Consider the following 15,026-nt stretch of genomic DNA (forward strand, 5'->3'; position numbering starts at 1 on the left):
GAACCGCTGTGCTACAGTCCCAGCAATGTCATCACAGGCTTCCAGAACACTAAAAGTCCGATGAAGACGGCAAAAGCCGCGGCGATCAGCACAGCTCCGGAAGAAGCATCCTTGGCTTTCTTCGCCAATTCGTGCCACTCCGGTGCTGCCAGATCCACTGCAGCTTCGATCGCAGTATTGATAACTTCGGTTGCAAGAACCAACGCAATGGTCAACAGCAGCAGCGCCATATCTCTTGCGGGCAAACGCAGCAACAGTGCGGCAGTCACCACGACAATTCCGGCAACAACATGAATTTTCATATTACGCTCATGCATCACGGTTTCTCTGATGCCAGACCACGCATCCTGAAACACTCTGCTCCAACTGCGGCGGGGCTTCATTACCGAACCAATCCTACTTGGGCAAGGACCGTTTCCTGTTTTCCCATCATGACCTGTTCGCTGGCGGTATCTTGATGATCATAGCCTAGCAGATGCAGGAATCCATGGACAAACAGGAATCCCAGCTCACGCTCCAGAGAGTGACCGTAGTCTTCACTCTGTGCCTTCGCCCGCTCGACGGAAATGATGATGTCGCCGAGCACGTCGGTCAGCTCGTCCAGCTCTTCACCTTCTTCAAGCTCGTACACGATATCCATTTCCTCATCAAGCGATTCGTTCATGGCAAAGGATAACACATCGGTAGGTCGGTCGATGCCGCGATACTCCTTGTTCAACTCGTGAATAGCCACATCATCCACAAAAGTCAGGTCAACCTCTCCTTCGACAATGCCCTCCATCTCGGCGGCCGCTTGAAGCAGCTTGTCCAATAGCTCGATCAGACTATCCTCTACCGCCATTTTGTCTTGATCATTGTTCCAAGCCAGTGTTAGGCTCATTCACAGCACTCCCCTTGTCTTTCTCTTCGATCGCCTTGTTCTTCTTGATTTGATCCGGATATTCAATTCGGGAATGGAAGATTCCCATGACCGTTTCTTTCAATGTCTGGGCAATCAGATCAAGCTCACGCATCGTCAAATCGCATTCATTAAACTGGTGGTCATCAAGCCGACTCTTGATAATCTTCTCGATCATTGTCTCGACCTGCTCCACTGTAGGCTTGCGAAGGGAACGCACAGCAGCTTCTACGCTGTCGGCAATACCGACCACCGCTGCCTCTTTGGATTGAGCCTTCGGACCAGGATAGCGGAAGTCGTTCTCGGTGAAATCCGGTTCCAGACCTTGCTCCTCAGCCTGCGCGAGCGCTTTGTGATAGAAATAGTGGAGGAATGTCGTACCGTGATGCTGCTCCGCGATATCGCGGATCGGCTTCGGCAGCTTATACTCCTTCTGCATGTCCACCCCGTCCCGGGCGTGGGCAATAATGATTGATTTACTAAGTTTAGGATCTATAAAATCATGCGGATTCTCCATATTATTCTGGTTCTCGATGAAGTAGCCCGGGCGTTTCGTCTTGCCGATATCGTGATAATAAGAGCCTACCCGGCAGAGCAGTCCATCTGCTCCGATCGCTTCAGCAGCAGCCTCGGACAAATTCCCGACCATGACGCTATGATGATACGTTCCCGGTGTCTCGGTCAGCAGCTTCCGAAGCAGCGGATGATTGGGATTGGACAGTTCCACCAGCTTCAGGGCAGACAGGATGCCGAATGTAACCTCGAAGAATGGCATTAATCCGATAACCAGTATCGTAGTCAACAAGCCTCCGGCAATGGCAAAGCCGATGGCAAGCAGTGTATCGCCATTCTCGGCCCAGCCGTTGTTATGAATGACAATCAGCGAGAAGACGGCCAAGGACCCAAAGAGGCAAATCATGATCCCTGCCTTAAGCAGGGTTGACCGCTGGCTGGCCTTGTGAATGGCAAAGATGGAAGCATAAGAAATGACCAGGGCAAACAGCCCGAATTCAAAGTCAAAGATTTGTCCCTGATGAACATTTAGAATAATACTTGCCATAATGCTTAACAGAATGGAGCAGGTATAAGCCAAGGACAAATCGATCAGCAAGGTGATCAGCATGGCTCCCGTCGCTACCGGCGCCAAATAACCCATATAAGGACGCTGTTCATTTTGCAGGATAGAAGTAATATGTAGTGATAACAGCGTGATAAGCAGAATCAACAGCAGCATAACAAATTGCGAATTATTGTACTTAAAACGGTTTACCCCTTGGGATTGACGCATAAACAGGATCAGACCGGTCGCCATCAAGGCAGACAGCAGGATAAGCCCCAACTGCGGCCAGTAATTAACCTCATCCTTTAACAGCCCATTTTTCTCCAGCAGACTATACATTTCCTCGGAAATTTTTTCGCCCTTTTGAATCAGAACATCCCCTTGCTTGATATAAACTGTAGGGGTATTCTCTCTGGCCTCTACCTTCGCGGCTTTAGTCGCTTCATCATCGAAAAATTTATTCGCGGTGATCGCCAGTCTTGCGAGCTCCTGTACAACCTCACGGGAGGTCCGTTTGCTTAGCGAGCTGGTGCTGACCATTTCCGCCACTTTCGCCCGGGCGGTCTGCGCGTCGACAATCTGGTCTGTCATCAATCTGGCCACGATATCGGCAGCTACCGGCTTCATTTCGTTAATATCCTCCGCCGTCAGACGGGGAATTTTAATGAAGGTCTCCTCGGAAATGGAATATTGCTGTTCATCCACCTTACGGGTAACTTCCTCGAACAGCGTCGCTGAATAAGCACTGTTAGAGCGATTATTCATAATAAAGTTTTGCACGTGGTCCTTTACACGCTGCGGAAGCTCTTCACGATAAATATTGATTTTATCATCGGTCGATACCTGATCATCCTGATTCAGCCGGGAGATGCGATCAAGCAATTGCCCGACCAGCGCCTCGTTGCGAAGCGGCAGGATTGAATAAATCTGCCCCACTTTCTCGGCTGCCTCTTCTTGCGCCTTCAGTGTAGCCTTTGTATTCGGTATATCCATAGGGGATAATATTTCTTTGTCCGCCGGCAGGCCTACGGCAATGTCGTAAGTTTCCGGCAACAGCTTGGGCGACATACTCAAATACAGCATGACAATAAGCGCGCCATACAGTACATACCGTACTGAGGAGCTGTATTTCCAGCCTGCCGTCTTGGATTGGAGCTTGCTCTTTCCCTGCTGATTGCTTGAAGTCATAGAGACAGCCCTCCCGCAAATTGATAAACCCAAAGCAGCCTTACCCGAATGATCTCCGGGTAAAGGCCTCCGGGAATTGACTTACTGACCTTGCTGCTCCGCAGCCCGGTCATACGCGACAATAATTTTCTGAACCAAGGAATGCCTTACCACATCCGAATCATCGAAATGAACAAACCCGATTTCCTCAATCTGTTCCAGAATCTTTCCCGCCTCAACCAGACCGGACTTTTTGCCGCGCGGCAAATCGATCTGTGTTACATCTCCTGTAATGACCATCTTCGAGCCAAAGCCGAGACGGGTCAGAAACATCTTCATTTGTTCAGGGGTTGTATTCTGGGCCTCATCCAAAATAATAAAGGAATCGTCCAATGTACGCCCGCGCATATAAGCTAACGGTGCAATCTCAATCAGTCCCCGCTCCAGCGCCTTGGCTGTCTGGTCTGGACCCATGACATCATATAAGGCATCATAGAGCGGCCGCAAGTAAGGATCTACCTTCTCCTGCAGATCTCCAGGAAGAAAGCCCAGACTTTCCCCGGCTTCCACAGCAGGACGGGTCAGGATGATCCGCTTGACTGCACCTTCCTTCAAGGCTGTTATCGCCATAACAACGGCAAGATAGGTCTTCCCTGTTCCTGCGGGTCCGATACCGAACACAATGTCCCGCTTCCGGATTGTCGTGACATAATGCTTCTGACCAATCGTCTTGACCCGAAGCGGCTTGCCGCGATAGGTGACCGCAATTTCTCCCTTATATAAATCAAGCAATTGATCCGCGCGAAAATCCTTCGCCAGATCAATCGCATAGAGCACATCCCGTTCGGTTAGAATATACCCGTTCCGGATTAATTCAAGTAATACCTCGAACAATTGCTTGGTTTTCTCTACTTCCTGTTCTTCACCGCGAACAGAAATCTCCGATTCACGAAGCGCAATAGTTGCATGTATTCTCTGCTCGGTCAACTTCAGAAAGACATCCTGCGGACCGAAGAGCGCCAAACCTTCCGATGCATTCTGGAGCGGTATTTTTATGCTGTACAGTTGTTCTGACAAATAGACTCATTCTCCTTGATCATATACTATCGGGAGTTCTTCCGCGATGGATTGTTCCACTTCAAAAAGCACTTTCATATAAACTTTACCATTGTCTGTCTTCTCATGCAAAATTTTTTGATTCAAAATCGTAGTGTCAGCGCCGTTTTTAGCCAAAATATCTTCTTTTGCCCGTTCGATCCCATCGGCGGCAGCCTTCTCCTCGCTCAGCTTGAATTCGAGCACTGCCGTCTCCTGAATCTTTTCGCTCATCCAGCCGATCGGGAGCTTGAAGCTTCTCCAGGTCAAGGGATCAAACTCAGTGGTAACCCGTGACGATTCAAACCCCGCATTGCCGTATCCGGTCAACTGGATTGCTGTCCGTCCAAAGTACAGGTAGCCGCGCTCCTTTTCTTCCCCAGTAAATACATTCTGCTTGCGAATAAGCGGAACTTCTATATTGTATTCATGCCATACATTAGCCCGAATTTGGCCCTTTGACACAACAGCCTTTCCGCCTTGATATCCGGACACCAGGATTTGCCCCTTTTTAACCCGGTCATGCTTTTTCACCTCAGGCTGTCCCTTTTCCGCATAAATGAACGTAATGACCCCATCAGCCTTACTGACCAAATGACTCGGACTGACAAGCTTCTTCTCCGGCTCGGTCGCCTCTACTATTTGAATATGGACCTTGGTTCCGGTTCGTGATACACCGACCCAGGAGATTCCTTTGAGCTTGCGGCTCAGACCGGCTGACAGCTTGTCCTGTGAAGGCAGCGCAAAGGTCCACTGAAAAGGATACAACCCTTCTTCCTTCGCAGCAAGCAGGATATCCTGCTTCGCTATCTTATCATTGCCTGTTACCTCGATATCCCATACCATTCTGGTTAAGCTAAAAAGAACAGCCGCGAAGAGAATAAATCCGGCGGCAAACCACTTGCGGCGCCAGAGACGAAGCAGCATGAACGGAAGTCCAAACCGCTCCTTCACGGAAACCCTGCAGCCTGTCCGCTTTAACAGCGGGCGAAGCGCAAAAAAGCTGTCTACCTTCATACACAACTCCATTTTCCGGTCATTATTCGGCTTGATATCCCAGATATGGATTCCCGCAGCGTTCACCTCATTAATGAAGCCTTCGATGTCTCCCCCACGAACAACGACCGTTATAGCCCCGCTCCACTTTGTCAATATCGATGATCTCATGAAGATCCCTCCGCTTCACGATAGTTGATACCGTTGATTTTTCCTTCAACCACAATTTCTTCAGGCATGATTTCCCTGATGAGCAATCCGCTTCCATATACCTCCAAGGTTCCTTCCTTTGTGCGCAAATGAAGGGCCTCAGGGGAAAAGTGCACAATACCGCGGTGGTTTTCTATGTATAACTGCTTGCCGCCAACCCAGGTGAGCCTTGGCAAATCAAACACAAGATCATTCGGAAGATCCAGAGCTTCGACCGTCCATTTCCGTATTTTGCGAATCATCCGGCTCATACTGAGGCAAACCTCCTTCTTTTACTTTACACAGTATGCTAGGAGCGGCTTATTTATGAAAAACAGAAAAAACACCCTCTACCAAAGTAGAGGGTGTTGCTGTGATCTAACTATTGCAGAAACTGTTGAACTGCCTGATTAACGAGCTTGCCGTCTGCCCGGCCTTTGACCTTAGGCATTAACGCGCTCATTACCTTCCCGATATCGGCTTTCGAAGTAGCACCGGTTTCCTGGATGGTCTGCTGTACGATAACTTTAATTTCATCTTCGTTCAGCTGTTCGGGAAGATACTCGGCAATAATCTCGGCTTCCGCCTTAACATTTGCGGCAAGATCGTCACGACCTGCTTTTTCAAATTCTTGGAGGGCATCTTTGCGCTGTTTGATTTCACGACTTAGGATATCAAGCACTTCACTATCGTCCAAAGTTCTTTTCAAATCTATTTCAAGATTTTTAATCGTAGCACGAACCATTCGAATGGTGGAGAGTTTGAACTTGTCTTGACTCTTCATCGCTTGCTTCATATCTTCGTTCAATCGCTCGCTAAGACTCATGGTAGCAATTTCCTCCTAAAACTTTCTTTTACGAGCAGCCTCAGACTTTTTCTTGCGCTTTACGCTTGGCTTTTCATAATGCTTGCGTTTCTTCACCTCAGCCAATACGCCATCTTTAGCGATTGAGCGCTTAAAGCGACGAAGTGCAGCATCAATTGTCTCGTTTTTGCGAACTTTAGTTTCAGACACCAGTTTTCCCTCCCTCCGACCAGACCGTCCAAGAGCCTAACACGGTTCATCAAACTTCATTATAGGGGAAAAATAAATAGGGTGTCAACCTGAGCACCCTATTTTTAATATATGGAAGGAGAATGTTTTCTTCATCAAGCGTGCGAGCTGGAATGTTGGACTAAAGCGCCTAACTTCGTCCCGCCAAGCAGGTGGTAGTGGATATGGTAGACCGCTTGTCCGCTGTCAGGCCTGCAGTTATTAATCAGACGATAACCGGACTCTGCTACGCCAAGCTTCTTTGCCGCTTCCTTCGCGACCAAATGCAAGTCGCCAAGAAGCGCCGCATCCTCTTGCTCCACATCGTTCATCGTAGCGATATGCTTCTTGGGGATAATCAGTACATGTGTCGGTGCCGCGGGCTCAATATCGTGGAATACAAGAAAGCGGTCGTCTTCATATACTTTATTGGACGGAATCGAGCCTTCCGCAATTTTGCAAAACAAGCAGTTCTCCATAGGTACGCCTCCATGATCATATAGTTTTCTCTATCATACAAAAAAATGGCAAAAAAAAGAAGCACCCTAGCGTACTCAGCGAGTTCGCTTCTCACACGGACGTATTGGACCGAAAATAAAAATTCTCTGTCAGCAATACGTCCGTCGGGGTGCTTGCAAAATTGATGTCGGCTAACTGTAGTATAACAGCGGGTTGATACTGTATCTGTGATCAACATCACTTATTTTTGCTTTGTGAAGAAAATATCATCTGAAGCTTGGACATCATTATTACGTCTTACAGCTGGACGGCATCCCCGCTGTCGAAGAAAAACAGCCACTTCTCATCGACAGGCATGCCCGTAATTTTCTCCAATGCTTCTGCATACAGCTCGAGCTGGAAGCGGTAGCTCTCGGTCAGGGCGGCGACGCCGCCGCGGTGCGGAAGCACCTTGTCACTCTTGTAATCCAGCAGAATTACCCGTCCGTCCACCTGGAACAGACAGTCGATAACCCCCTGTACCAGTACAGTCTCTTCTCCTTCATTAGGCTCCAGTTCCTTATTGCCTTGCGGTTGTAGCTGATGCAAGCGGCGGTGTGCCCGGGAAGCCGGCAAACCAAAGCTGAAGGGCATTTCACGCCGGATCCAGTCGGCTTGTCTCAGCGCCATTCCGAGCGGACTATTTCGGAACTGAATAATATATTCGAGGTTAATTCCTGAAATCTGCTCCGAAGTCATAATCTGGCGTTCTACCAGTTGATTCAGCAAGGAACGCAGACTCTCTGCCGTTTCTTCCCCTTCAAAAGAAATATGCTGCATCAAGGTATGATAGGCTGTTCCACGCTCGGTGGGCGTGAGTCGGTTCTGTTCCATAAACCTTGGTCTTCGCAGCTGCAGCTGGAACTCCGGCAAAGATGGCTCGCTGTCCTCCGCGGAAAGTGCAGGCGGCGGTGTCAAAATATCCACAGCCGGAGACTCGTCGGAGTTCAGAGCTTCGTAGGACTTCAGCTCCGTAACGGTGGTCTTCGCCGGAAGCATCGTATCCTCATGATAAGGATACGACCAGCTTAACGCAGCCTTCACTTGCTCGTCTGCCTCCTTGTTCACATGATGAAGCCAGAACGGGGCTTCGTCGGATAATAACCGATCTAGGACCGAATGCTCCCCCGGCATGAACGGCTGATCAGAAGGAGCTGCTGTCCCGTCCGCCAGCTCAGCTGTGGCCGCAGCCTCCTGGTGATCTACTGCAGCATGGGTAGAATCCGGCTCCGTTAAACCGGATTCCGCCCGGATCAGCCATTCGGACGCGGTATCCGCCAGTACGCCGGAAGCTGTCTCCGACAAGCCTGCCCAGCGGCGCAATTCAACTGCCGAAGGGGTGCGGATCAGCGAAGGGCCGATCCAATCCAGATAGGATCGGGCACCGGCAAGCAAATAATCCGGCAGTTGTTCCTCGCGGATATCCATCACTGAGCCCCAGCCTTCAATTGTCTTGCTTAGGTCTTTTACAGCGGATATCAGGATCAGTTTGTCTTTGGGACGGGTGAGGGCCACATACAACACTCTCATCTCCTCCGCCAACAATTCCATTAACGCTCGTCTTCGAATCGCCAGATTCGGCAGCATCGGATAGCTGACTCTTCTGATGCTGTCCACGAGCTTCGGACCAAACCCCAGCTCCTTATGAATGAGGAAGCGGGCATTCAAATCCTGCCGATTGAACATTTTGGATAAGCCGGCGACAAAGACGACCGGAAATTCCAGTCCTTTGCTCTTATGAATCGTCATGATCTGCACAGCTTGTTCCAGTGATCCGGAAGCCGATGCCGCACCCAGATCTCCGCCGTTCTCGCGCAGCCGCTCCAGATATCTGAGGAATCGGAATAGTCCGCGCGATGAGGTCGCCTTCTCATAGGCAATAGCCCGATCATGCAGTGCTTGGAGATTGGCCTGCCGCAGATGTCCGCCGGGAAGCCCCAGTGCCCAATCCTGGAGACCGGTATCCCGATAGATTGCACGGATCAGGTGCCCAAGATCGCCCTCACTGGCCAGGTTGCGCCAGTCATCCAGCTGTTCCAAAAATAATTTCAACTTATCCAGGGCTGTCGCATCCATCTGATCCCCCGAAGCCGCAGAGAGAACAGCCTCATAGAAGCTGCCGCTCGGCAAGGTCAGACGAACCTGTGCAAGCTCTTCTTCGCTCAATCCAAAGACAGGCGAGCGCAGCACAGCCGCAAGCGGAATATCCTGCAACGGATTGTCTATAACCTGCAGCAGGCTTAACATCGTCTCCACTTCGGACGCCTGAAAATACCCCTGATTCAGTTCACCGTATGCAGGTATCCCTTCGATTCGAAGCTCTTCGATCATGATGGGAGCCCATGACAAGGTAGAACGAAGCAGAATGACCATATCTCTGTATTCGGCAGGACGCAGCCGCTTAAGCTGCTTGTCATAGACCTGCAGCGGAGGCAGTCCGGTCTGCCCGGTCAATTCGCGAATTCGCCGGGCAATTGCCCGCGCCTCCAGCCGAACGGCCTCCGGTTCGACTTCATTTTCTTCTATGCTCTTGTCATTTGATCCGCTGACTGGCGATACTGTGTTTGTGAGATCCCCAGCCGCTTCTTCGGACGAGGAGGAGGCTGAAGCCTTCCGATCCAGCAGCAACAGCTCTGGCCGGTAATCACTGCCTTCGTTGAGATTCTCGTAGCCTTCTCCATACACCAGCTCCGCCCTGTTATCATAGGCGATCTCCGCCACACCTTCATTCATGATCTGCCGGAACAGCAAATTAACCGCATCGACAACCTCTCGTCTGCTGCGAAAGTTCCTGGCCAGATCAATTCGTAGTCCGGAGCCGGTGAAATCACCGCCATAGCTGCGGTATTTCTCCAGGAACAGCCCTGGCTCCGCCAGACGAAAGCGATAGATGCTCTGTTTCACATCTCCAACCATAAACCGGTTGCCCGGAGACTGCCGTGCAATGAGACGCACGATATCCTCCTGAACCGTATTTGTATCCTGATATTCATCAAGCAGCACTTCCTCATACTGGAGCTGATACTCCCTTGCAGCCTCGGAAGGCATCGTCATTGCCGGCGTCGAATCGGGGTGCCGCAAAATTTGCAGGCAGTAATGCTCCAGATCGGAAAAATCAAGCCAGCCGCGCTCCATCTTCTCCTTCTTGTAACGTTCTCCGAATTCAATGACCAGCTCAGCCAGCCCTTCCATTAGCGGAGCTGCAAGGTAGAGCTCCTCCAAGTAATCCTGAAGCGAGCGGGAAAATAACTGTCCTCGCAGCTCGGTTACAGATTTCTTGACATCGTCCCGCAGCCTTTTTACCCGTTCCTGCAAATCAGGATCCGTCTGATCCTTCTTGCAAGGCTTCAGCTTGCCGAAGCCTGCTCCAAGGAATCTTTCTTGCAATCCAGTCCATCCGTCAGCTTCCGAAGCTGCAGCCTGCAGGCTGGCGATGAGAGCCATATCCTCCCGCAGCGTATCCGCATAAGGGGCTGGGCCGCCGGGAGACAAAGCCAGCGCTTCAGCCTGTCGAAGCACATCGGCAGCGTCGTCCAGAATAATCAAAGCATCCTTCAGCAGGCTCGACAGCCAGCCGCTGCCCTCCAGTTCGGCCAGATCAGCCGGACGAAACGCAGCTGCAGCCTGACGCAGCCAGTGCTCGGGCCAGGATTGACTGCGGGAAAATTCATACAGCTTCTGAACGAGCACGAACACCTCGGAATCGCTGCGCTCTCCGCTAAACCAATCTACCAGCGTCAGAAAGTCGCCGCCCTCCTCCTCTTCGGCATACTTTTCCTCGAACAGGCCCTCCAGCACTTCCTGGCGAAGCAATACGGCCTCACTCTCTGACGCAATCCGGAAGCCGGGATCAAGCGGGATAAGCGTGTAATGCCGCTGAATCACTTCCATGCAAAAGGAATGAAGCGTGGTGATCGAGGCTCGGCCAAGCATGGCCAGTTGCCGGGACAAATGCTCGCTTCCCGGGTCACGCTCCAGCTCCCGCTCTAATGCCTCGCGGATGCGCTGCCTCATTTCCGAGGCCGCAGCTTTGGTGAAGGTTGCTACCAGCAGCCTGTCTACACTTAAGGGCTGGTCGGCAGCCGCCAGCTTGCGGATAATCCGTTCTACCAGCACAGCCGTCTTTCCTGAGCCGGCTGCAGCGGCAACCAGCATATCCCCACCGGAGAGAGAGATCGCATTCCACTGATCATCACTCCAGTAGCTATCTTGAGGCTTCGGTATCCTATTCATTGGCCCTGCTCCTCCTCTCTTCCGGGTTGTCCAAGCATGCTCCAAAGCTCTTCCTTGCCCGGCTTGTTAAGCACTTTATAGCTGCCGTCCAGCCCTTCATCAAACCGGCATACCGGTTTGAACTGGCAATAAGTACATGCTGTTTCTGCCGCTATTTTATACGGGGTTATTTGAACCTCGCCATCCGTAATTCGGGTTCCGATATCCACAACCTTATGACGCACAGAGCTTAATAGGCCCTGCCATTGCTCCAGCGTTGCCACGGAGGCCGTGCTATAGAAGCTGCCATCGCTTTTGACGGCTACAGGCAGTATGTCCGAATACCCCTTCTCTAGCTGCCCGTCCATCCGGGCAATGACCTCGCGATCTGCAAGCAGCAGGCCTTTCATTTTGAACCGTTTCAGCATTTCGCTGTAGGCTTCCTCTTCACTAAGTCCGTTACTGCTCTGAAGCAATGGATTATGGACATGAAAATACAACGTTCCAGCCGGAAGCGCCGGCCGGCCGAGCCACATTTCCGCCGAGCTGAGCAACACATCCAGATAGGTCAGCATCTGCAGGGATAGTCCGTAATACACCTCATGCAGCTTCAAATCCGTCTGGCTGGATTTATAATCAATAACCCGAAGCAGCACGCCTTCTTCCCCTTCGGACATATCGACCCGGTCGATTCGTCCTACAATCTCCATCACGCAGCCGTTTGGAAGCTCAAAGGTCAGCGGCGGAAGCGGGCGGCCCGGGCCAAAATCGAGCTCGAGTCCGATGGGCTCGAAGCTGCCTCTTCGAGACTGCTCGCCGAGGATAACCGATGCCCGTCCAACAATTTGCTTTAACTTGCGTTTGATATAGCCATAACGCTTCGTACTGAGCAAAATCTCGCCCTGGAGCTTGGGAGCGAGGCGCTCCACGACTGCATCCGCCTCTTGAAGACACTCCTCCGGAGTCAGACTTCCCCAGCTGCGGCCTTGCTCCTTAAAGGTGACTGCCAGTTGGCTGAGCGCCGAGTGGAATAACTGTCCAATATCCGGAGCCTTGAGCCGATACAGCTGACGTTCCTTAAGCCTTAGACCGTGGGAAGCAAAATGAGAAAACGGACAAGCCGAAAACTTCTCCATCCGCGACACACTTGTCCGCAGCACTTTGCCATACAGCTTCCTGCTCGTCGCTGGAGCCAGGCTGTATGCGCGGTTGCGATAATCGAGCGAGCCTACGAGCCTTCTCAACACGCCGCTCCATTCCGGCGATTGATTGTACCAATCCAGTGCGCTCCACCATACCGCCGAGACAGGCTGGCCGGTACGCCACGCACGAAGCTGACTGATCAAGCGCGGCAAAGTAGGCACAGGACTGCTTATATAATTTAGCGCAAGCATCTCAGCATCATCCGGCACGGGCTCATCCTCAATCTTACGCTCCTGAAGCATGCCTCCGGGGAAGATCGCTTTGATCTGGCGGATCACTTCGGATGGAAGCAAGGGCTTGCCCTCCTCATCTGCTTGCGGATAGCTAAGCCATAAAGAGCGGCTTGCCGAAGATAGCGCGCTATAAATGAGGAATCGCTCATCAAGCAGCCTGCGCGTCAGCCCCGGCGCCAGCTCCAATCCAAGCTCGCCAAGCAGGCTGCGCTCCCGGTCACTCAGCAATCCCTCTTCCTGAATCCCTGCGGGCATAATACCTTCGTTAACTCCGAGCAGAAAAACTTGCAGCGCACGACGTGTACGGGTCCGATCCGTACTTCCGATCAGAACCTGATCCAATGCGGGAGGCACCAGTCCCAGACTGAGCGATTTGATTCCTGTCTCCAGCACCCCTGCAAATGCTTCAGGCGCGAGCTTCTCTTCCCCCATCATCTCGACAATCTGATCAAGCAAATCCAGCAGCGCCCCCCATAATTGGCGATGCTCTGCCGCCTGCTGCGGCCGTCCCTTCTCCAGTGCTTGATGCGCCAGAAGATCAAGCCGGTCCGCTGCCGCGATTGCCTCAAGCAGTCCATACACGGCGAGACACATCTCCCGTGCCGTCTTGGCCTGCTTAAGCGCCTTGTCAAAGGCTGCAAGCGGCGTGACGACCGCATTTCGGCAGCGTTCGAGCAGCTTCAGCTTATCCGCAGCGGCACTGGTTCGTCTCTCCTCTGTTTCCTCCAACGATTCGCTCGGTTTAGGCTTCCACGGACGACCATCTGTCCAGCGGTAACCCTGAATGCCGCTGGCAAGCACGTAGTTCTCCAATTCGTCCATATCTTCCCGGGTCAGACTATGATCCGCAGGCAGCAAAAATCCGGTTTTCACACTGCGAAATACATCCTCATACCTCCAGAATTTCAGCACAATGTCCAGAGAAGCCCTGATAAATTCAATCAAAGGATGATGAAGCAAGCTTTGCTTCTTGTCCGTAAAATAAGGAATTCCATAATCCTCAAATATCGGCCCCATCACCTGTGCATAGTCATCGATATTCCGTACAAAAACAGCAATATCTCTATACCTGACGCCTTCCTCACGAACAAGTCGGAGAATTTGCCTAGCGGCTCCATCGACTTCAATCCGCCGGCTGCCGGCATTTAGCAAAACAACGTCCTGCTCCAATCCTTGCGGAGGCTTTGCACCCTGCCAAGGCTTTCTTCGTTCGTAAGCCTCCTCGAGATAGGCGAGTGCTTCACTGCCCCGAAACCGCGGGTACGGACTTGAATTCAAGGTGATGGTCGGCTGTATCTCCGCACCCATCGCTTCCGCCAGCTCCCGAAGCTTGATATAGGTGGAGGCTGTTGCATGGAATATATTCAATTCATGAGGCTGTGCACCATCATCATAGGATCGATCCAGCGTCAACGCTACAGTGACGGAATCAACTGTCTTCAGCAATTCACCAAGCGCCTTATATTCACCAGGGGTAAACGAATGAAATCCGTCAATCCACAGCTTGGCCCCACGCAAATAAGCCGAGTCCTTCGCTCCTTCGGCCAGCTTGACAACATGGTCCTCTGCATCGATGTACAGCCCGGACAGCTCGGCATCAAATTCACGGTACAGCAGGCTCAAATCATGCAGCTTGTCCTGTAATAACGCGTTCTCTCCCTGAGTAACCGGAGCCGATGTCAGCGCCTCTCGATAGCTGCCTAACAGGTTGAAGTCGGCTTGATGCTTCTTCAGCTCGGTATAAAGCGAATTTAACTCATCAATCAGTCCGAGCTGATCACCGCCCTTCCCATATAAACGCAATGCGTCTTTGTGTCTTCGCATAATTTTATAAAGGAGCATCTTCTTGCCTTCATCACTGATCGGAACCAACGCAGCCCCGCCAGTCTCCTGCATAACCCGGAGAGCAAGCCGGCGAAAGCCGAGCACCTGCAATCGAACCGTGCCGGAGATGCCGGGAGCATTCAAAATCGCCTGTTCAATTTGAAATGTCCCTTGTTCCGGAGCAAGCAGAATCATCGGAGGGCCTGTCGGATCCTCGCGCAGCTGTGATGTGATATCCTCCAGAATTTGATGGCTCTTGCCGCTTCCGGAACGGCCGATGATCAATTGCAATGACATGAAGCTGCCTCCCTTGTAGTGACGGTGTACCTGCCCGTTCGTTTTTCTAACTGTAAATCAGTATAACATACCTTCATCGGATAGGAATATACGTTCCCTCTTTCTACAAGCTGTCATTGCTGCGTACTTGCAGGAAAATGTGCAACAGCGGAATATAGCTAGAACATTGGAGGCGAGTTAGAGGGGCAACGTGTGAAGTGTGCTTACGATCGCTGTTGTTCGCGGATTTTTATGATTGGACCAAGTTCTGGCAAGGGAGAAATCCGCTCTCAAAGGCGAACGCTGACGCTTCTACAGCACACTTCACACTTATGCCCTGAC

Annotated in this window: 11 protein-coding genes; all 11 read right to left on the minus strand. The window is 51.6% G+C overall.

The features are described 5' to 3' along the window. Window positions 1-11 precede the first annotated feature (11 nt). The 11 genes from TX85_RS11990 to addB all read right to left on the minus strand — a co-directional run bounded on the left by TX85_RS11990 (window position 12) and on the right by addB (window position 14,705). Window positions 12-383, minus strand: coding sequence for a diacylglycerol kinase family protein (locus TX85_RS11990; RefSeq protein WP_044479326.1), 372 nt, complete (start codon window positions 381-383; stop codon window positions 12-14). Then, window positions 383-880 carry an rRNA maturation RNase YbeY gene (gene ybeY, locus TX85_RS11995; protein ID WP_044479327.1) on the minus strand — a complete coding sequence of 166 codons (498 nt, stop codon included), beginning with the start codon at window positions 878-880 and terminating at the stop codon, window positions 383-385. The genes TX85_RS11990 and ybeY overlap by 1 nt, the downstream gene beginning before the upstream one ends. Next, the gene (locus tag TX85_RS12000; protein ID WP_044479328.1) at window positions 852-3,146 is read right to left on the minus strand and encodes an HD family phosphohydrolase; all 2,295 of its coding nucleotides are present in this window, start codon (window positions 3,144-3,146) and stop codon (window positions 852-854) included. Before TX85_RS12000 ends, ybeY begins: the two co-directional genes overlap by 29 nt. Window positions 3,147-3,227: 81 nt before the next feature. Continuing rightward, window positions 3,228-4,202 (minus strand): PhoH family protein, encoded by a 975-nt coding sequence (locus TX85_RS12005; RefSeq protein WP_044479329.1) that lies wholly within the window; start codon window positions 4,200-4,202, stop codon window positions 3,228-3,230. A gap of 6 nt (window positions 4,203-4,208) precedes the next feature. Then, window positions 4,209-5,387, minus strand: a complete 1,179-nt coding sequence (gene yqfD, locus TX85_RS12010) for a sporulation protein YqfD (protein ID WP_044479330.1) — start codon at window positions 5,385-5,387, stop codon at window positions 4,209-4,211. Continuing rightward, a complete protein-coding gene (gene yqfC, locus TX85_RS12015) occupies window positions 5,384-5,677 on the minus strand; it encodes a sporulation protein YqfC (RefSeq protein ID WP_044479331.1) in 294 nt (97 codons plus the stop codon). The genes yqfD and yqfC overlap by 4 nt, the downstream gene beginning before the upstream one ends. A gap of 110 nt (window positions 5,678-5,787) precedes the next feature. Further along, the gene (locus TX85_RS12020) at window positions 5,788-6,231 is read right to left on the minus strand and encodes a GatB/YqeY domain-containing protein (RefSeq protein ID WP_044479332.1); all 444 of its coding nucleotides are present in this window, start codon (window positions 6,229-6,231) and stop codon (window positions 5,788-5,790) included. A gap of 15 nt (window positions 6,232-6,246) precedes the next feature. After that, window positions 6,247-6,420, minus strand: a complete 174-nt coding sequence (rpsU, locus tag TX85_RS12025) for a 30S ribosomal protein S21 (RefSeq protein WP_005547957.1) — start codon at window positions 6,418-6,420, stop codon at window positions 6,247-6,249. 134 nt (window positions 6,421-6,554) lie between these two features. After that, window positions 6,555-6,917 (minus strand): histidine triad nucleotide-binding protein, encoded by a 363-nt coding sequence (locus tag TX85_RS12030; RefSeq protein WP_044479333.1) that lies wholly within the window; start codon window positions 6,915-6,917, stop codon window positions 6,555-6,557. Window positions 6,918-7,194: 277 nt separating this feature from the next. After that, complete coding sequence (gene addA, locus TX85_RS12035) at window positions 7,195-11,169, minus strand: helicase-exonuclease AddAB subunit AddA (RefSeq protein ID WP_044479334.1); 3,975 nt, start codon at window positions 11,167-11,169, stop codon at window positions 7,195-7,197. Continuing rightward, window positions 11,166-14,705 (minus strand): helicase-exonuclease AddAB subunit AddB, encoded by a 3,540-nt coding sequence (addB, locus tag TX85_RS12040; protein ID WP_044479335.1) that lies wholly within the window; start codon window positions 14,703-14,705, stop codon window positions 11,166-11,168. Before addB ends, addA begins: the two co-directional genes overlap by 4 nt. Window positions 14,706-15,026 lie beyond the last annotated feature (321 nt).

This window comes from Paenibacillus antibioticophila (assembly GCF_000455265.1).
Taxonomy (GTDB): Bacteria; Bacillota; Bacilli; order Paenibacillales; family Paenibacillaceae; genus Fontibacillus; species Fontibacillus antibioticophila.

Excerpts from the sequence above, each read along its gene's own strand:
- addA (WP_044479334.1), bottom strand. The coding sequence starts at position 11,169 with ATGAATAGGATACCGAAGCCTCAAGATAGCTACTGGAGTGATGATCAG.
- yqfC (WP_044479331.1), bottom strand. The coding sequence starts at position 5,677 with ATGAGCCGGATGATTCGCAAAATACGGAAATGGACGGTCGAAGCTCTG.
- TX85_RS12030 (WP_044479333.1), bottom strand. The coding sequence starts at position 6,917 with ATGGAGAACTGCTTGTTTTGCAAAATTGCGGAAGGCTCGATTCCGTCC.
- TX85_RS12020 (WP_044479332.1), bottom strand. The coding sequence starts at position 6,231 with ATGAGTCTTAGCGAGCGATTGAACGAAGATATGAAGCAAGCGATGAAG.
- TX85_RS11990 (WP_044479326.1), bottom strand. The coding sequence starts at position 383 with ATGAAGCCCCGCCGCAGTTGGAGCAGAGTGTTTCAGGATGCGTGGTCT.
- addB (WP_044479335.1), bottom strand. The coding sequence starts at position 14,705 with ATGTCATTGCAATTGATCATCGGCCGTTCCGGAAGCGGCAAGAGCCAT.
- ybeY (WP_044479327.1), bottom strand. The coding sequence starts at position 880 with ATGAGCCTAACACTGGCTTGGAACAATGATCAAGACAAAATGGCGGTA.
- TX85_RS12000 (WP_044479328.1), bottom strand. The coding sequence starts at position 3,146 with ATGACTTCAAGCAATCAGCAGGGAAAGAGCAAGCTCCAATCCAAGACG.
- yqfD (WP_044479330.1), bottom strand. The coding sequence starts at position 5,387 with ATGAGATCATCGATATTGACAAAGTGGAGCGGGGCTATAACGGTCGTT.